At 35.7% G+C, this 22423-nt stretch carries 1 protein-coding gene; it reads right to left on the reverse strand.

Features of this window, described 5'->3' with window-relative positions:
- Positions 1 to 8: 8 nt before the first annotated feature.
- Positions 9 to 21968 carry a polymorphic toxin-type HINT domain-containing protein gene (locus tag TYM08_RS14520; protein ID WP_422379869.1) on the reverse strand — a complete coding sequence of 7320 codons (21960 nt, stop codon included), beginning with the start codon at positions 21966 to 21968 and terminating at the stop codon, positions 9 to 11.
- Between the last annotated feature and the right edge of the window lie 455 nt (positions 21969 to 22423).

Here is a 22423-nt window from a genome sequence, read left to right on the forward strand (position 1 = left end):
CAGCCACCTTATTTATTAGATTTATTTAATTGTTTAATCAATGATTGTAATATTTTTTGTTGATCGAATTGTGCTTGTTTCAAATCTTTCAAATACCCTTTATCAAATTCAGTCTTACCATGATTAAACTGATTATCAACCTTAGTATTTGTCCCATCATATGAATTCCACTTATCTCCAGAATTTAAGTTCTTACCACCTTTTGATTGATTATACATTGACGGCATATTTTGAATGTTACTGTCATGATAAATCACTTTCATTTGATCTTCTTTAGAAAGTTTATCAAAACCCTTCATTTGTTTTATATCTTTTACTGGTACTACATGATCTGGCGAGAATTTAATCCCATCATCCACCATTTTCTGTGTGACGGTCTCTACTTTGTTAGTGTAAGGATTCACATATTCTGAGCCTACAGCATTTGATTCATTACGCATTTTTTGTGTAGTGGTAGAGAATTCTAAATCATCTTTACCAGCAACCGTAACATTACCATCTCGATCAAGTCTTAGTTTTTCACCAACCGTTTTATCTTTACGGCTAATGACGATTCCACCTTTAGTACTTGAAACCGTGTAATTCTGAACATTATCCTCACCTAATTTATTTTCAAGCTTTTTATAAGTATTCACTTTATCAACATATTCAGATTTAGAAATTTCGCCTTTATCTAATTTGTCTTTTAAGTCAACAGCCCAGCAGTTGGCATTATGCACCCAAATATTTAACTCACCAACAAAGTAAGTATGGAAACCTAATACTTCGATATTATAAACGGTTTCAATCTCATCGGTCTTTATCATCGATAACACAATGGCATCACGATTTTCAGAGTCGACTAGAACATTACCTTCTGTTAAATCCGCCGCACGAACCCAACCGTGATCTTTGATCCAGAATGGATGCTCTTCAGTTGTTGCGTAGGTTTCGACTTTACCTGCATGGTTTTGTATTTCTACTTTGTAGATTTGTTGCTGCTTGGTTTGTTTGGTGTTGATTACTCGTTTATATGTGATTTCGCCTGTTTGTTCGTCTCGGGCAAGTACCTGATCACCTATTGCAAAGTCTTCAATGGCTTTTAGGCCGTTATTGGTTTGTACCGTTGTACCAGCAGTGAAACATGCTTTACCTTGAGTTATCAATGATGCTTCTTCCACAGTTTTGGCGTTTGCTTCCGTTCTAAGTAATTTTTGATCTGCTTTTGCTGTTTTAACTGCAGTTCCTGCATCCACTAAGTCATCAATTTTTGCTGTTTTAGCTACAGTGCCAGCATCGGCTAAATCATCTACTTTTGAGAATTTTGATGCTAGTTTTGGTGCGTCAGTTATAATTTTACCTGTTGCAAGTGATCCTATTAAACTACCAACCGTTTCACCTTCATCTAATTTGAATAAGGGCTCAATTTGATATGCTTCACTATCTAAAAAGAATTGGCCAAATTCTTCATCACCAGTCACTATTTGAGCTATTTCAACATATCCATCAGCTGTTAATTTTACTAAGCCAACTGCGCCGTTAAACATATCTGGACCAAAATTAGCCACAGCCTTTGCGTTACCCGTGACAAATTTCTTAGGATCATCTATTAAGTCACCACCTCCACCAATTAGTGAAGTACCAACATTACCTAATGCTCCCATAGTATCGAAGAACATAATTTTCCCGAAGTTTGCTAAACTTCCATCTAATTCAACTGAGTCACTTTGTTCACTCCAATAATTACTGGTTGTGGTTTTCAATTGATTGGCTTTCTTATATTCCAATTCCGCTTGTAATTTTTTCTCTAATTGCATTTGTGCCAAATTGGCTTGCTCTTCGTCATACAGAACATTGTCATAGAATACTCTATTATCGTTTTCCATTTTGTCTCGATATGCTTGTACACCTGCAGCTCGCTCTAACATTGACTGTTGCATATTATCAATTTTGTTCAGCTCTGCTAGTCTTTGTGCTTGCTCCTCTTGAACAGCCTGCATGCCTTGACCACGGGAAATTGCAGAATTTTTCATGGACTCTAATTTTTTAGCGTCTTTTGCGTCTATGTCTGCAATTATTTTCGTATTTAATAACGCTTCATTTTTACGATATGCTTGCATTCCCTGTCCGCGACTTTCGGCATTAGCCTGTTGGTCGGCTAAATACTGTGCATTAAAATCTTTGTTTAGTGCAAACTCTAATGATGAACCTGATTTGCCGTCGTACTGCCCATCTTTAATGCGCCTTGTTAGACTTGTTTGTTGATGCTTATCTAGATTATTTTTCTCACTGTATTGGTTCGCTGAGTTTCTGATTTCACCGCGTTCATAATACTTGGCTGTGCTATTATCTCTAAAACTAGTTAAACTGCCCGCACCAAAATCTATATTTGCAATACCATTACCGATTGCCGTTCCAAATTGTTGGCCGGCATAATTTTTAAAGAAATCAAACCCGGCCTCTTCATCTTCATTACTCGCTGCCAGTGCAAATCCAGCTGCAATACCCGTCCTCAGAGCTGCGCCTTTGAGTGATCCTGCGAATGTATTTTCATCATCTCGGATGATATTTCTATCTAAGAAGTTGGTGATTGTGCCTCCAATCGCATCAATCCAATCAGCAGACTCTAACTCTTCACCATCTATAGCTTTGACAGCAATGTCTTTCCATGGTGTTACGTAACCTTCATATTCATTATATATTTTACTAGCTTTGCTCACGAAACTTGTACCATCTGAAACAGGTCCAGCAATACCATATGCACCAATCAAAGCTTTAGCCACGATACCTATTTGATTATCAACATCCCCAGTTTCAGGGTCGGTATTTTGATGTATTTGAGTTCCAGTATTAATGGCTAATTGAGTTAATTTAAGTACTTTTGCCCAACCTGCTGTCACATCCGCCAATTTAGCAGCGGCTCCAAAACCAGAAGCGGCGCCTGCAATAGCACCCGCGATGGCTTCTTCTTTAACAGCATCCCAATCAATTTCTTCGGGTAACTTACCTGTGAGGATCACGGACGTCGCAACTTGTTTAACGATACTTGCGCCTGCTGCAATTATGGCACCTGCAACTGCAAATCCAACGACGGTTGCAATCACTCCACCACCAAGACCAGCAGCAAATACAGCTCCAACACCAGCGGTCAATATACCAGCCACAACCACAATCGCAATAACAGCCACCACTGCCATCACTTGCTGACACTTAGAAGGCTTCGGCGGTACTTGATCTAAACCAGGTGTGGTACTGCCAACGATTTCAGATTCTGAGTATTGTTTGTGAGTGCTGCTATCAATCTTAACGCTTTCTACAGATTGCGGGATTTCAATGGTTTGGCCTGCCACTAAGGTACTGTTGGCATCTAGTCCATTTGCTTGTGCGATCACAAACCAAAGGTTTGCGTTGCCCAGCATATTGGCTGCTACTTGTTGTAACGTTTCGCCGCCTTGTGCGGTGTAACTGCTGATGCCTGCTGTAGGATTATCATCACCTGGAACTTGCACTAAACGAAATGCACCTGTCGCTAGCTCTGTTGTTCGACTTCCCTCTCTGTTTCCATCATCATTTAATAAATGCTCAGAGCGACCTATTTGATTTCCATTTGCGTAGTAATATTCACCAACTACACCATTTGAACGTACTGCATCATTATCATCATCTTCAGCATTAATATTACCGCCAACTACGTTTTTCTTGATAATTTGCCCATCATTATTTAAGACAAAGGTCTTAGTCGATGCTGTGGTGTCTCCGCTTTTATCAATTTTAACCTGGGTTAAATTGCCATTTGCATTGTATGTAAAGCGTGAATTGGTTGCTTTAACATGCTCCATGTTGCTGGAGTTGGTTATTTCAGATGTTTTATTACCTAAACGGTTATAACCAATATTGGTGTAGTAATCTAAATCACCTCCATCTGATATATGATTTTTTGTAGAGCGCCCTTTATTGTCTAGGGTCATTGTGGTGGTTTGGACTTTTGTTTCTTTCTTTTCGTCGCCAGTTAAACCACGAACATCATAAGATGTTGTTTTCCATTTTTGGTTGTCAGTTGTGAACTTAGACTCTTGATAGAATGCAGCATTGTTAGTGATCGCTTTGTTTTGATCACTAACGCTTTCTTCCGATAGAGCGGCATCATAGTTTGATTTTGTGATTTCTACATATTTAGTTAAGTTACCTCTACTATCGTAACTCCATGTGGATATCCATCCACTCCATGTAGCTTTTAAAATTAAACCATTTGCATTATAAAAATATGTTTTAGTTGCTGTATTATCACTATCTGCTGATTTATTAGTGGCTGTTTTAATTTGCCCATTGGCATAGTAAGTGTAATTAATAATTTCACTACCATTTTCTAGAATGCTTTGAAGCTGACCTTTATCATTATAGCGATACGTCTCTTTATCGGTTGTTGTGCCATAGGTTGAAGTGACTTCTAGTAGTTTATTACCATCATCATATTGCCAATTTACGGTTTTAGTTGTGTCCTCTGAATCCACAATCGTAACATCTGTCATGTTGCCACGTGCATCAAACTTATATGACATTGACTGAGTAAAACCATCTTTAGCACTTAGTCTTTCCGTTGCACGATTACCGTCAACATCGTAGGTGTATCTAGTTGAAGTGCTTTCTTTAATATCATTTACTAATATTAAACGACCTAATACGTCATAGTCTTTTGCAATATCAGTCGTGATAACGGAAGCAACCACTGTATATTCACGAGTAACGCGTCCAAAATCATCGTATTCAAATGTTTTTACATGGCCATTGGCATTGGTTTGTGTCAATACTCGACCAAACGCGCCGTATGTTTTACTTGTGATGTAACCCATTTCATCAATAGTCGATAACTCATTACCTAATACATCATAATGTGTTGTTGTTGTGATTTGCTTTGTAGCGTTATTTCCAGAGGTAGTTTCATTTCTTTGGATCTTAGTATGTACAACCTGACCTGAGCGATTAAACACTTGAGTACGAACTACACCATTTTCATAAGTAATGCCAACTTGATTTCCTTGGCTATCTAATTCAAAGCTTGTTCTTAGCTCATTATCGCCTTTACTTATATGAGTCACTTGGTCTGCTTGGTTATATTGATAATTTATAGCTTGACTAACATTCGCCATTTCTATTTGTTTGGTGACTCGACCAAAATTGTCTACTTCATATTCTTTGAAAATATCTTGGCTTAATGAACCATCTGCATTAACTAAGTATTCTTTAGTCACTTTGCCTAGAGTATTATAAACCTTAGCTGTGCCTACACCTGTTTCTTGTTGATTTGGGCTTTCAGAAGTTTCACCTAAACCCACGCCAGCACCATCTTTTTTAATAATTTCTCTAGAGTGAATATCCAACAATGTTTCAATTGAAATTTTTGCACTGCCTACATCATATTGTAATGTGTTTTTAGTTTCGACATTAAATATGTTGTATTCAAATTCACGATAAGAGCCATTGCTGTAATTCTCTTTGACTACATTATTAGCTCCGTCGTATTGCATGGTAGTGATTGATTGAACGGTTGAACCTGTTGAAGCGTAGGTAACAGCCATATCATATTGTGCGGTTTTATTGCCTTTACTATCAAACTGAGAATATTCTGTAATGGTATCGGAGGTGTTGCCTTCTACGCCTACTTTTACAGTTTGAATGGCATTACCGTATGCATCATTTTTAAATGTACGCCAAACCCCGTCATTTTCATTTGTTCCGGTTAAGTTACCACTATTATCATACTGGTAAGTTGTGTAATAACCTGTTTCATTCCCCTGGACTTTTTGGGTAATCTCACTATCTATGACTGTCCAATTAGGTGTCACACTTAAGTTTGTTAGCGATATAGATTCATCAGATCGATAGCCTGGTTCTACACTGATCGAATCGTTATTTGAAGATAAGCTTGAATTTAAAATGATGGTGTCAACATCAAAACTTGCTTGGGTTCTAGTGATATTTAGGTCAGTGTTATTTCCATCTAATAAAATAATATCAAGTAAAACTTCTTTGCCATCAGTAGCTGTAAAATACAATTTATATTGCTTTTGTGAGCCAATATTTTCAATAATATTAAAAGAAGTTTCGCCATTAATTACATTATTTGAAGAAATATCATCCCAGCTACTTTCATTATTAATTCTTGAAGCTATTTGAATATCACCAGCACCTAATAGGTTAAGCTCTTCTACATTTAATTTTATGTTGAAGTTTAAATATTCTTCTATAGTTGAAGCGATTTGGATTGGTAGATCAGTCTCTTCGTCTATTTCGGGTCCGTCAATCATAACGGGTGAATTTGTCACTGAAATGACATGCGCACCGGTCACTAATTTATTAATGGTTGTTGCTAAATCAATTTCGATTTCAATTATTTCAAAATCAATTTCATCGCCATCAACCGTTTTATAAGATAATTTATATTGTTTATTTGTTTCGTCATCTTCAAGAAGGGTTACTTGCGAGTTAGAGCCAGTTAAATTATGCGAGGACTCATCTTCCCAAGAAGAAGCACCCACTATTCTTGAACTCACAAAAATCTCATTATTTGCGACTAACGCTTTTTGTTCTGGAGTTAATTCAATATTAAAGATAATGTTTTTTTGAGAAGATGATTCAACTAAAATCTCATCTCCATTATCATCTAATTTAGGATTACCAAAGAAATCTAGAACATGAACCATAAATGGCGCATCTGAAACAGTGACAACATGATGATCAAGTAATTGCTCTCCCATGTAAACGTCATAGGTTTCATCAAATTGTGTTTCAATAATGGCGTATTTACCCGTTAAAGAAGTATTTTTATTAAATATTTCTGAATTGGATCTATTTACATTTAGCCAAATATCATTTGTAGATTCAGAGGCAAGGGTTATCGCATTTTTAATATCAACCGTATTTTCAGTAAAATTAAAATCATGCGCGACAATATCATTCCACTCACCCTGCTGTTTGACTGCAAATCTTACTTCTGAAATTGGGTAGTCTTCTAACTTGCCAGTAGACACATTACTTAAAGCGAATTGATATAATTCTGTTGTAGCTTCAACTGAACGAATATGCTCTTCATCAAATATAATTGAACCAGGGTTAAATCTATCTTCAATTTGTGAATTGTATAGATACACTTTTACTTCAGTTGCATCACTAGGCAAACTGTTCGCATCGATTGTGAAAGTAAAATCACCCGTTCCAGAATCAATTTGTATAAACTGATTAGTCTCATAGTCAAATACATTATTATAATCCCTTTCAAAATTTATATTCGCTTCTACGTATGTAAAAGGGGATTGACTGCCTAACTGAACTTGACTTGAAAAAGTGGCTCCCTCGAATTCCCAATTCAGAGTATATTCACCTGATAATTGAGCTATATTTGCAATAACCTCACTTGTATATGTTAATCCATTCGCGCTAAACGTATAGGTATCGTTGCCTATATCTAAGCTAACATTGGATACTATGTGATTGAATTCGAAGCTTAAATTTGCATCATCAGAATTAGCAGCACTCCATGACTGATTAATAGGTAGTGGTGCATGTTTCGTTTCAATTTGACCGGTAGATCGTTTATTTTGAGCATCATCAACAGCAACTAATCTAACAAAATAAGTCTCTCCTGGTGTTGCACTTTCATAGACATAACTTGTTGTGGCAGCTGACAGGTTAATTACTGCTAAACCATCAACATCGTTTAAATCTCTTGGTAATTCATTAGTAGAAATATAAAGTTTCCAACTAGAGACTTCTTCCATTTCTGGCCATGTAAATTGTAATCCACTTATCAATGATGCTGGTTGATTTATATTAATTTCATTAACAAGCTTAGTATCTGCCTGTCCAGTATATGCACTTTCAACATTCCCTCTTGCATCAAAGGTTTTAAATGTTGCCGATCCACTCGGTTCTTTGGCTATGTTAATTTCGCCATTGCCGTTATGAGACCAGTAAGAGGTTGAATTTAAATTATCTAAATCAACATCATAAGTTGATAAATTTGTATATTTAGTTTTAATTGAATCAAATTCAAGCACTTCTTCTTGCGTTTTATTACCCACTGCATCGTAACGATAATTGGTTAGAATATCTTCTTCGGTTAAAGCCAGCGTTTTACTTTCAGCACGATTATGTGCGTTATAGATATAAGAGGTCTCTTTATCATTTGTCGTATTTTCTTTCAAGAACTCAACGATTACTGAAATATTTTGATTTTCAAATGCATCGAAAAAGCTCTGGGTTGTTGCAGTTATTTTATCGAAATACACTTTATCACTTGTAATATTTCCATTTTTATCAAAACCCGAATGCGTAACCACGCCTGCAGGGTCGATAAATAACTCTACTCGTCCAGCATCATCATAAAAATAATATTCTGTTAATTCTTGATTAGAACCGGCAGCTCGAGTTCGACTTAATTGATTTCCTCGATCATCATAAGTATAGGCCGTGACATATGCTTGGGTATCACTTTCAACTAACGATATAGTGCCGTTAACATCTTTTACTTCCCAAAAGGTTTCCTGCCCTGTTGTTTCTGTAATCAATCGGTTAGCCGTATCAAATTCTCGATAAGTGGCTAAAGATTTCGAAGTTAAAACTGGCTCACCTAGTGTTAAATCATGTTTACTGGCATCATATTTTTCTTCTATATACGACACTTGCTTAACGATATTATCCTGTCTGTCGTATTCAAAGAATGTCATAAATCCTTCGCTATCAACCTCAGCTGACACTCGATTATTAGCGTCATAAAATTTATAGGTTGTGGCACCATTTTTATCGACTAGTGTGGTTTGATTGCCCCACTGATCATAACCAAAAGATTCGCGTAACGATTCAGAGTTTGAAGTCACTCCTGTTGCTACATCATTTACATCATATACTAATTCAGAAACTTCGGTTTCTGCGTAAAACACATCTTTTAGCTGTCCTAAAATATCGTAATTATACGTTGTTGTGACTTTATTATTTTCTACTCCAACAGGCGCTTCATTCACTTGATTTGCTAAAATTTCATGAATTTCACTTGTTTGAAATTCATTATAAAAATGTTCTTTCGTTTTATTATTGTATCCATCATATTCATAAGTGGTTAACACATTAGTTGCATCTGCAAAGGCAATTAAACGATTATTTGCATCGAACCATTGTGTGACGCTGTACCCACTTGCATCCGTAACTTGGATCTCATTGCCAAATGCATCATAGGTATGCTCTCTTGTGATTCTTTCTTCATTCTCTTCTAAAGTTTCTGCAGTTATTGTTTCCCATTCATAATTTTCAGTAACAGAGTTATAAACAGCGCGTGTAATATCTACATACGGCATAACCTCTACAAGTAACTGACCTTTGTTATCGTACTCAAAAGTGTATTCAACATCACGTGGATCTACTTTAGAAACCATATTAGCAGCAGCATCGTACTTATATGTAGTTGTGCTTACTTGTTCTCTTGCCACCTCTGATTTGTTTCCTTCCTCATCGGTAAATACTTTAATAATTTGCGATTCAGTTTTAACTAATCCATTTGCAAAGTGCGTATAACTTGTAACAATGCCTGACCCTTCAACTAAACTGATTCCATTATCTTGATCATAGTTAATTTGTGCGGCTTCAATAAACTCTACTTTATTACCCGCTAAATCATAGCTGTACGCTTGTACAATTTCTAAGCCTGGTACCGCTCTATATTCTGCAAGTTCTTGCTCTGTCCATCCTTCAAAATCTTGTTCAATGTTTTTTCTATCGCTCACTGAGATTAATTCACGGTTTGCTTTATCGTAGACGTATTCAGTGGTTCTAAATGTATTATTAATATTTGGTGCATCAAAAGCTTGTAGTGTTTCTGATGTTTTATTATTAAACTCATCATAGGTATAAGACGTTTTCACACCTTCTGAGTAGGACTTTTCACCGGTCTGTGCATTCACTACAACCGCAGTTGCATTTGCTACAGAATCATAGGTTTCGATCAAACGTGATGCATTATCATAAACGAAAGTTGTTGTTCTTGTGTCTGTACCATATGTCGGTATTTGAGTCTCAGTAATTAAATTACCTTGGGAATCATATACATTTTGTGTATTTGAAGACGCGCCGACTCTGTAACCCAAACTGCTTTCTGTGGTTTTTACATTATTGTTACCGTCATATTCACTTGATGTTGATTGACGATCGAATGCTGTACTTAGATCAAATACTTGAATGTCACTTGCAAGCGTTTGGTCTTCGTCATTCCAAACTAGCTTGCCATCTTGAGCCGCTTGTAAGATATCATTTTTAGTTTCGTCAGATGCAAATATGCTTCCTTCGTTATAACCGTAAGTTAGCATATTTTTAAACTGTACGGAGTTAATGACATTACCCACACTGTCGTAGTTATAAATAGACAGATTTTCAACTGGATCTAACGTAGCGGATAATTGATTAGCATTGTTATAAATTAAATAGGTAATGGCACCGGCTTTTTCTAAACGTATATTATTACCATATGCATCGTATTCAAAATTCGTAACGACTTGTTCACCATCAGTTTCTTTTGTTTTACGGTTTAACTTATCGTACTCATACGACATCGCTTGTGATTGTCCATCATCTTGAGAAAGCTTACCTTTTATACTTGCTGCTACATTTCCAAATGCATCATAAACGGTATGCATTTCAAAATTTTTAAAACCGTTCCCCATATCGATAATAGAAGAAGTTTGCATACCGCGACCGTTGTATGTGTAACTTGTTAAATTTACAACTGCATCTTCTGTAAGTTCTGAGCCTATTGTTGGCGCAACACCTTCTCTAAGTACGGTTACTGTTTCTAGCTGTCCCAAAGAATTATATGCATTTAATACATATCCTCCAGCCGCATTTCGAACTTCAGATTCACGACCCACTGAGTCAAATGTGGTTACTTTATGATGAACTCGATCGGCATCTCGATCTTTGATTCCATCAATTATTAGAACACCTTCGATCGTCTCTGTACGATTTCCAAGCGCATCGTAATAAAATTCAGTAATGGTTTCTAAGGCATCCGTTGAACTGGTCATTTGACCTAATTCGTTATAAGCAAAGGACATTTCTACTTCTAAAACACGATCGAGTTTATCTTGATTAAAACCTTCGTCACCTGCTACTAATTCATAGCTACCTGATTTCACATAGGTTTGATTATTCATCCAATCGTAGTGAATATTCGCTGTATAACCTTCTGCATCCGTAATTTTTGTTTGATTGCCACGTAAATCGTACCCATAAGTAGTGGTACGAACATCACTTTCATCAATTTCAGTGTCGACATTATCAACAGCAAAGTCATCATTTAGTACATCAGTATCTTCTGCCCAACCAGTTGTAGTTGATTCTAATCGACCTAATTCATCGTATGTATTGACTTGCTTAGTGCCACCTGAACTAATTTTAATTTCTAACTGTCCAATTTCATTATAATAATTTTGTTGAACTTGACCTTCTTTAGACTCGGCAATGACATTACCTAATGAATCATATTGATAAGTCGTGATGTAACCTTCAGCGTCCTGCATAAATACAACACGGTTTTGTTCATCGTAACGATATTGAGTCACTTGATGCTTGTCTTCAGGTTCTAATTCAACTCCTACGATTTGTGTTAATAGATTTCCTGAATTATCGTAGTTATAGGCAGTGGTGAAAGTAACCGGTTCGCCATTTTCATTTACATCATTTTTAATTTGTGCTGACAAACGATTTTGTAAATCGTAACGGTAATCAACTATGATTTCTTTGCCCGTTTCGTAACCTAGAATATCTCTTGTTTTATTACCTGCAAAATCATACTCATAAGTAGTAACGGTTTGTTCGTCCCCTTCACCTTGCGTTTGCGTTAACATTCTACCGGCTAGGTCATACGTGTTAACGGTAATAAAACCATCAACCATATTGTCGACTACAATATTTTCACCATTTAATATATTGAATTCCTGGTTTGGAATATCAGTTACTTCATCTTCTACTACAGTAGACGGGATATATTTACCTGTTGCGCTATAAGCTAATTGGCCAAACTCATCATATTTATTAACAAAATAGTTTTCAGAATATTCACCTTGCTCATCTGTGACACCCACTTTTTGTGTGAGTAACTGTCCTCGACCATTATAAGTGGATTCGGTTTTACGACCCCAAGATTCAACACCATCAATTACTTGGTAATTCTCAAATTGTGCGCTGATTTGATTAAGGGAATTATATTCAAAATACGTACGCACTTGATCGATTGTGCCATATGCTACATATACATCAGTTTGTCTATTTAGATCATCAAATTCAAAATGTGTCGTTACGCTTACTTCATCTGAAGTTGCACTTTCTTTACCAATTTGATGTTGGTTAATTACATTACCCGCACCATCATATTCGGATTCGTAGCGCATAAATGCACCATCACCATAATGTGAAATGCTAGCTGTTTGACGATTTAAGTCGTCGTATTCGAATTCTTGATGAATGAATGTATTATTTTCTGGAAGAAACGCTTCTATTTCTGATGCGCTATAAGTCGTATCATCATCTAATTTGGTTGTTAAAGGCAGTTGTGCTGAATACACATCTTTGACATTACCATGGCCATCGTAATGTGTTTGTGTCACGTATCCTTCTGGCGATACTGACAATGTTTGTTGATTTAGGTTGTTGTAGAACATTAACGCTCTAGCTTGCTCTAACTGATCAACACCTTCTGCATCTTGCGTCATTACCCATGTTGATTGGCTGGTTAGATTACCTAAATTGTCATAAGAATATCCTGCTTGATCAATCCACATATATTCATCACTTGATGATGAATCGGTATTGAACAGACGGATTTTCTCTAGAATGACACGATTTTCATTGTCATATATGTATTGCATTTGACGCGAAATATCACGACCTTGATCATCAACTTGACCAAATCCTTCAATCTTAAATTCTAAATTTCCGAACTCATCGTATTCATATTTGGTCGTTGTGAATTCATTGGCACTTAACTGTAATGTTTCTTCTGAAACACGACCTGCTGAATCATAAATATAATCGGTTCTTGGGTAGTTTTCTGGTGAGACGCTGTAATCACTAGATGACTTAAATTCTAATAATCCAGAATTGTGATAACGATAGAAAGTTTCGATTCCATTATTCGTTTCTTTAAATAACTGCCCATCGGATAAATAGAGGTATTCCATACGACTTATTGCGTTGTTATTTGGCATTAATCCATAAACAGCAGTCACTAATTTATCAAAAGAATTATAATTGAAAACATTTTCAATATTACTTTCGTTATTGTTTGCATCAAAATGGACTTGAGTTTCTTTTATTTTACGGCCACGGCTGTCGTATTCATATTCCATTTGCGAAATATGTTCTTTTGCTTTTAGATCAGAATTATCATCAGTCACTGTTAATAAAAACTCACCTGAACGTTGAGTTTCAATTTGGTTTTGCCAGTTATATGTCATAACTGTACCAAATCCTAAGCTGTCTACTGCTTTTGTCTGATTGCCTTTAATATCGTATTCGAATGCTTGCGTTTGAATACCATCCGCTAATTCGGTATTTTCAGTTTTTATATCCGTTAATCGACCTAATGCATCATAAACATGTGTTGTTTTAAATTCACCGGAGATTATTTCAAATTCTAATCTTGAACCATCATCAAATCGGCGTGTTGTGATTTGTTCATTTGCACTATTTAAACCATTTGTTTCTGTTATGACATTATTGAAAATATCATATTCATAGTGAGTCACATTTTGTAATGCACCTTCTGAAGCATTTGTTTTTTTAGTTAAACGACCTGCTAAATCATACTCAAAAGATTCAACTAATCTTGTATCTAATTCATCTTGAACAGGTAAATTTCCTGATTTTTTGGTGACAACATTACCCGATGAGTCAAATTCAAATTCAGTCGCAACTTTGTAATCCGTTGTATCTAATCCACCTTCTAAAATCATTTTCTGACGATTATCTAAATCATAGATATAGCTACTTACAACAGAATTTTCACCCATCCCTTTAATTGTAGATGTCATGTTACCTGCGCTGTCATATCCGTAACTAGTTGTAATATTGTAAAGTGATGGATTTCCGTGTTTGGTTTCGGTTAAAAGTTTATTATCATCATTATAAATAAAATTTGTGATTTCTTGACCACTTCTTCCGCCAGCAGATTGGATTCGACCATCATCAAAGAATTCATATTGGAATGTTACTGTACTACTTACATTTCCATGTGCATCATAGTATTTACGAGTGCCGATATTAACTAATTCAAAATCGTCAGTATTTCCATCTATATAGGTTTTAACATCGCGAGAAATTTCATCTTCAACTCGACCATTACCATCGTAAAAATAAGTGGTTTTCGCGCCATAAGAAACGACTTCCTCCCCTGATTGAGCATCAATAGCAACCGAATAATTATCAAATCTATGCTGGGTTTGACCGTGAACATTTAATTCATAGTGAGTACTCACTGCTTCATCATAATTTAAAACCGGTTGATTGGTTTGATTATCTAAGACAACCTCATACTCGCCATTTACTTCTTGTGTTTCAACACCAATGGCAATAGTTTGATCGGTTAAACGACCAGCATCATCAAATTTAAATGTGCTAATTCTTTCTAAAATAGTGCCAGCTGCATCTCTTTGCACAACCATATCTGAAAGTAAATTATATTCATAAGCCGTAGTTTTGATCGGGTCAGTCATAGACGTTAAACGACCCGCAGCATCATATTCATAATGATTAATAATGGCTGTTGTTACTTCAACACCATCAACAATCTGTGTTGTCGCAGGCTTAACAGGTGCAACGGTAACATCCGTTAATGTAATTGTATCTTTGAATAAGAATGAATCGGTTACTTGGCCAAATTCATTGAATTCTTGGACAGTTAAATAACCAAATGCACTTAATGTGTGAGTATTTTGATCTAGATTGTTGTACCAAAATCTTTGAATTGCTTCTTCTTCAACACCTGGTGCAGTTTGCACCCAAGTATGAATTTCTGTCTGTCTATTTAAATCATCAAAAACAAATTCTGTACGATTACCTTCACCCGTCACAATAGCAGTTTGGCGGTTTAATAAATCATATTCAAACTGAGTGTGTTTTTGAGTGTCTTCACCCAATAAATTATTACCTGATAACCCATAACCCGTAAATTGGTCTGTTAAATTACCTACCGCGTCATATTCGTAATGGGTAACATTATCAATTGTATAATTACCCTCTGCATCCACTAATTTCTGAGCGGCAATCATATCTGTACGACGATTATCTAAGTCGTATTTATACTCAACTGTTTTGGCATCATCAGTGTCATAACCTGAGGTTTGGGTAACTAAATTATCTGCACCATCATAAATATATTGAGTAACATTATTCTCACCATCGGTCATGAATGCTAAGCGACTATCAGCATCGTAAACGTACGAAGTGATTCTTGCTTCTTCTGTACCATATGCATTGGTGGATGATGTTTTATTACCTAACGCACCATAAACATGTTTGTCGTGTCGAATAACGGCTTCAATTAACTGCCCTTCATCATTTGTATATGCATTTTCTAATGTTGTAAATTGATCGGTTAAACGATTATTTGCATCGTAATCATAAGTGGAAGTACGCGCGTTTTGATCTGCTGTAAAATTATCACCGTCAATTGTGATGTCACCCGAAACGGATAAAACAACATTACCTACTGCATCATATTGTTGATACGTATCAAACTCTTCAGTGTCATTTAATGTCACTGTCGTCATTCTTAGGCGATTATTATCGTAATAAACAAAGTCGGTTGTACGAGCATTTTCAGTTTCGTACGCTTCGATTTTTTGACGAATTTGTCCTAGTTCATTTAATTCAAAATGCGTTTGTACTTGATCTTCAGTTTCAAAAGCTTGGAATTGATCCGTTAAGCGATTTGCTGCGTCATATACAAAATGCGTAGTGCGCTCTTCAGGTAAACCTAAAGCTTCAATAATATCTGTACGATTACCGATATTATCGTATTTGTATTCAGTAACAATTCCACCTGGAGAGGTTTCTAAAATTACTTGATTTCTAAAATTATATTCAAAATGTGTATGTCTAGTTTCATTTATAAAGCCTTCATCATTGGCCCCAGCAAATACTAAAATATCATCTTCAAGTATTACATTTAACTCTGAATCAAGTTCGGCTTTTGCACCATAACTGTATGTATCAGTTACATTACCCAATGCGTCATATTTGATTTCTGTGACATAACCTTCAGCACTGATTTGATATACAGGACGATTTAATGCGTCATAAATAGTTTGAGAGCGTTGTTCAACTTGATCAGAATTTCCATCTATTTGATTTGAAATTTCAGATTCAATTAATGTACGAGTGGTTAATGGCTGTTCAAATTGACTTGAAGCTATAACATTACCGACTAAATCGTACTCTACTTTTTTAAGCCCTAACTCACCATCTATTTGGTAAGCTAAACGACCAAGCTCATCATAAATAAAGCTATTTTCAGATTTAATATTGGTTTCATTTAAGTTTTCAATAAATGAATCTAGTTGATCCGAAATTGAGTCTTCTAATGTGTCATCAATCTTAGTTGGCGATGTTACATTTGCGTTATAAGTAATTTGACTTTCAATTTTACCTGCTGCAGTGTAGATAAATTGTGTAACGTATCCTTCACCATCAATTTGGTATTGTATTTCATTCGCTTCATTATAAATTGATGTTTGTTGAACGATGCCACCTACCACATGAGCAGCTACCTCTTCACCATTCACAATGGCCGCTTCAACAAAAGTACCGCCACTAATTACCTGTACACGGTTACCTGATTCATCATATCGGTATTGTGTTGGATGCCCTTGCGCATCCACAATAATTGAAACACGGTTTAACGCATCGTAAACATAACGAGTTTCGTGATCTAACGCATTCACTTCTCGAATCATATTATTATTGTCATCGTAATAATATGTTGTGGTATTACCTAGAGCATCCGATTGTGTTCTTAATTGACCGTCATCGTAATAAGTAAATGATTGCGCAACAGATCCATCTGGATTAAAGATTTTGCTTTGACGCTCCAGCTTATCGTAAGCAATCTTGACTAAATTATTTCCAGCATCTGTGGTTTCTAATAAGTTACTTGATGCATCATAATAAAACTTAGTGTATTGGTTTTTAGCATCATAAGTGCCCGTCACATTATTATTGGCATCATAAGAGCTTATTCTTGTTTCATTGCCTAATGCATCAGTTGTTTTTTCTAAACGATTTAATTGATCGTATTCCCACTGAGTAACATTTCCGTTTTGATCTTCTGTACTGATTTTTCTAGATAGTTGATCATAAGTATGAGTAATTTCATTACCCTGTGCATCTGTTACTTTATCAACTAAGTTGTCTGCGCGGTATTCAAAATGTGTTTTTACTTCATCATTCGACCCAAAACCTGTGACCACTGTAGATTGTCTACCAAAGTCATCATAAATCACTTTAGTAATACGAGTTTCACCATCGACTAATTGATGGGTTTCGGTAACTTTGTTTTGGAAGTCATACACAAAAGAGGTGTAATTATCTCGTGGATCTTGAATACGTAATTGGTTACCAACCGCATCGTATTCAAATTTTGTTTCATTGGTTAATGCATCGACGGCTTTTATAATTTGATTACGAGAGTTGTATAGAGTTTCTGTTGTATTGCCATTTGCATCTGTGACTTTCCAGCGACGACCAAACTCATCGTATTGATAAGAAACTTCTTTTTGTTCTTGATCAAACATAGACGTCATACGATTCATATTGTCATATAAATATGACGTCGACACCTCCATGTTATGTAAGTATCCATTGGCATTAAATTGCTGGACATCTTTGTTTTTTATCTCTTCTAATAGATTACCAAATGTATCGTAAACATTGGTCGTTATTAGCGGATAAATTGGCGCACCATCCTCATCTTCTAACACCGTTATTTCGCGAGTAATCGTTAAATTACGATTCATTGCATCGTACGTACTCGTACTAATTTTATTATTGTTATATTCTTCTTTTACAACATTGCCATTGCCGTCATACCATTTTTCAAGATTGGACCAAGATCGGTCTGAACCCGAAACTAAACGGTTTAACCCATCGTAATTATAAGAAGAAACTTCAGTTTCATTATTAATTTCCTTAATCATCAACCCTAATTTATTGTAAATAAATTGCTGGCTATTTTTTTGAATTAATTTAACTTTTTCTTCTGGTGAAATATCTGAAACTTGATCATCTGCACTTATTTCATTTGGTAGAATTTGAGAGCGAATTAATGCGTATTTTTCTTCATTTGAAAATAATAATTTATGGCCTAATGCACTTACTGTTTCTACAAGTTCATTAAATTCGTTATAACGGTAACGAGTAATTTGTGCATGGGTATCATCGACACTCACATGTAATTCATTCGCATCGAATAATCTTACCCAATTTACATAAATGTTATATTCATCTGTTGGGCTTGTAGGAACAGAAGTAGTACTATGTCTTGCTTCCCAAATACTACCGTTATAAGTAATTTGATCGCCACGTAAATACGTTTTCCCTTCTTCCCATTGTGGAGCTTGATTCGGGTTTTGAATAGTATTAACACGGTCAATAATTGGCTGAACATTACCATGCTCATCAATTTCTTCATCAATCGTTATGTTAATTCTTACAGAGGTTTGGCGATTTAATTGGTCATAACTATAAGAAGTATATACCCAGTTTTCTGAACCATCTGCGCTATCTGTTTCATGCTTATGACGCATTAGAATTTTATTATTGCTTGCGTCATACCAATATGAAGACGTCACTCCATTTTCATCAGTAACCGCTATCTGATTATTATTTGCGTCATATGCATACTGTCTTGTTGATGTCGTTAATGTAGATACATATTCCTGAGTGTCTTCATCAAACTCTAACACTTCAGCTTCTGGTAAAATCTCAGTAACTAATCGATTTTTTAAATCGTAAATAAATTCAGATTTAATTTCACCACCCTGGTTACCCACCAAGATTTGTGAATTCATATTACCCACTTCATCGTAGGTATATTCAGTAGATGTATTATCTGGATTAGTTTGACGAATTAATTGGTTTTCTTCATCGTAAACAAATTCAGTAATTTGTTGCTTATGATCAAACGCAGTACCAGCTAATTGCACACCTGAAATAATTTTTACTCGATTGCCATTATCGTCAAACGACACTTTCGTTTCATGACCATCTGCACTAATGGTTTTAATTAATAAGCCATCTTGATCATAAATAAATCGAGTGGTATGGCCATTATTATCATTTACCCAAATTTGACGGCCTTCGCCATCGTAACCGTATGTAGTTTCGTAACGAATTAACTGGTCGTTTACATCATTAACTTGTGTAGAAATCACTTTTACCAATTGATTCGCTGCATCATATTCGTAATTTGTCGTATGCCCACCTGCATTGGTCATTGACTTAACATTGCCATAGACATCATACGTATAAGATGTAACTCGATCTTTTGAAGTGTTTTCTTTCGAAACTAATGTTTCGGACATTAAGCGATTATTTGCATCGTATAAACGGCTAATGACATTATTATCAGCATTAGTGGTGGTTAAAATATTTCCAACGGCATCGTAAGCATAAGTAGTAATATTTCCTTTGGCATCCTGCATACTCGCCATACGATGATCATTATCATAAACCATCGTAGTGACACCTTCGTTAGCATCTTGCGTAGTACGAAGATTACCAAATGCGTCATATACAAAATGAGTAGTACTTTCTTCTGCTGCGTCTAAAGCCTGAGTAATGCTCGTAACTTGTCCTAAATCATCGTAAGTATATTGGGTTATTTGTTGAACAGTTTCACCATCTTGGTTTGTGACTGTCTTAATTTCTTGTTTTAATTGGCCGTAGTCTCCACCTGTTTCATTTTTATAATACACATAATCAATTCTGTCGCCGCCTGCACTTAATGAATATTCAATTAATTGGGGATCATCAACATCATAAACATTACGACTTGTATATAAATCTAATAATTCTTGGCGATGTGTATCACTGATTGGATTTTCTTCATCAATAATCGCTTGATAACCCAATTCAACACGTAAATCTTGATAGTGCTCTTCGTTTGATGTAACTAATGCGTGTCCTACTGCCGAGATTACAGTCTCTAGGCGATTAGATTCGTTGTACGAGTACTCTATAACACTTCCATCGTTATCAATGAAGAATTGCAAGTTACCATTATCATCATAACGATATTCACTTCTAAATAACTCTTCTAAAGCAGCTTTAGCATCCGGGTTTTGATTTAATTCCGCAATAGATTCAGCAAAACCTAATTCCACACGAAGCGCTCTCATTTCTGATGAATCAGAGCGTGTAATTGCCCAACCTTGAGCATCTAACTTAAATCTTAAATTATCATCTTCATCATCATATTCATAAACAGTATGGTAACCATTTTGGTCAACCACTTCGACAATATTTCCATTATCATCTGTGGCATAAATCATACTGTGTTGAGCTAAAATACGTTGCTTCGTTAAAAGGTCATTACCTGATAAACCTTCTGAATGCCATTCATAATAGCCATTAGCATTACGCCAATCTCTATACTCTTGCTCGTTTGAGGTAGCTCTATTATTCCCTAAAGCATCGACAACTTGAGTACGCGCATATTCTGTTCCTGTCACCCAATCTAAAGAAGAAAAACCTTCAAACGTATGAGTCACTGTCACTTCTTTTTCAGGAATAACCACCTTTTCCCAAACATTTGCTATACCAGGAATATCACTTGCTTGAGCGTACCATTTTGAACGATAAAGATTATCTTCATAAATTACATATTGACCGCCCGAGTTATAAACTTTGCTTTCCCACTGCATAGCAAACTCTGCCGCTTCATGCCCGGTATAATCTAATTCCGTCCCTAAAACCTCAACAAAGGTTTCATCTTTCTTTAATTCAATTTGATTAATGTCATCGTATAAAAAAGTAGTTTCATTGCCATCTGCATCTTTATAGCTTGATACAAGAATCACTTCTTCATTATCGATGGTTTTAACTACGTACGAGAACTCAATTGAGCGAGCAATATCATTAGAACCATCTGATTTGGTTTGCGGATAATCAATCTTGCTTAGCAAACCATCATTATTGTAAGAATAGGTAGTGACATCATCATTAAAATCGGTACTGGTTTTTAATTTGCCGATATTTGTACCTGAGTCATAATAAGTGTATGACACCAAAATCGACTCACCTGCAGCAGATTCACCTTCCGCTAATTCACCTTTTAAAGCTGCTTCATTTTTATCAGTTGTAATCGAAGTTAATTTGCCAGCGGTATAATTAAAAGTAATGTTATGGTCATTGCTGTCATTAATTAATTTTAAATTATCACCATCATACTCATAAGAAATTTGGTAGCCGTTAGTATCTGTTTTAGAAGTTATATTATTACTCGAATCAAATTGCCAAACAGATTGGTCGGAAGTTAATAAAGACCAGCCACCCTCATTTAACTGCGTTAGAATTTCATATGCACCCGCACCATCTGTCGAAGCATAAGTACGTGGTGATTCATCACCATTATGTTTAAATTCCTTTTTAGTACCATCACCATATACAACTCGTATTAATGAACTATCATTTTCATCCACTTCTACATTAACAGAAGCTGATAAACGCCAGTCTTCTGATTGAGAGTTATAAGTTCTATTTAATAAAAAGTCTTCACCTGAACTGGCTAAGAAAGCATCTCGAGTAGAATAAACAAGATTGCCCTTTGCGGCATTTACAAACACACCACCTTCTTGTTGACCTGCTGCGGCCGTTTGATCGTTACGTCCTAATGTTGCTAAAGTTGAGTCCAATAAACCTAATTGTGCGCCGCCGATGATAGATGCTGACATATTACTCTCCGTAAAAACTTCAAAGATGAAGGTATAAAATATTTAAGTTACCTATTAATCATGTGTTTTTAGAAAGTGTTTAATAAAAAAGTGAAATTAATTTGATTTATTTAGAATATGGTCTACATGCTCCTTTTTGCGCCGTTATTAGATCCGATTCAGAACTTCGATTTTTTAAATCGGATAAACTAAAGTTACAATGATCTAACCTTTCAATCTCTTTTAAGCCGTAAGTGAGCTCCTAATACCTTTTTTATTACCTAAAACTCCTAAGTAGTATAGTGATTTACATGTTACTCCCTTTGATCTCTACAAAAGACCCGAATCATTGTTTGCATCTGATATTTTGTAAGCTGATTATGTATGCCACATCATAGTTTGGCCACCCATACACAGCAAAGTTTGACCACCTTGCTACAAGCCTTTTGATATAAGGGCTAGAGTGAAATCAGGCT

The organism is Marinicellulosiphila megalodicopiae (genome assembly GCF_045862395.1).
GTDB lineage: Bacteria > Pseudomonadota > Gammaproteobacteria > Pseudomonadales > Natronospirillaceae > Marinicellulosiphila > Marinicellulosiphila megalodicopiae.

Excerpts from the sequence above, each read along its gene's own strand:
- TYM08_RS14520 (WP_422379869.1), bottom strand. The coding sequence starts at position 21,968 with ATGTCAGCATCTATCATCGGCGGCGCACAATTAGGTTTATTGGACTCA.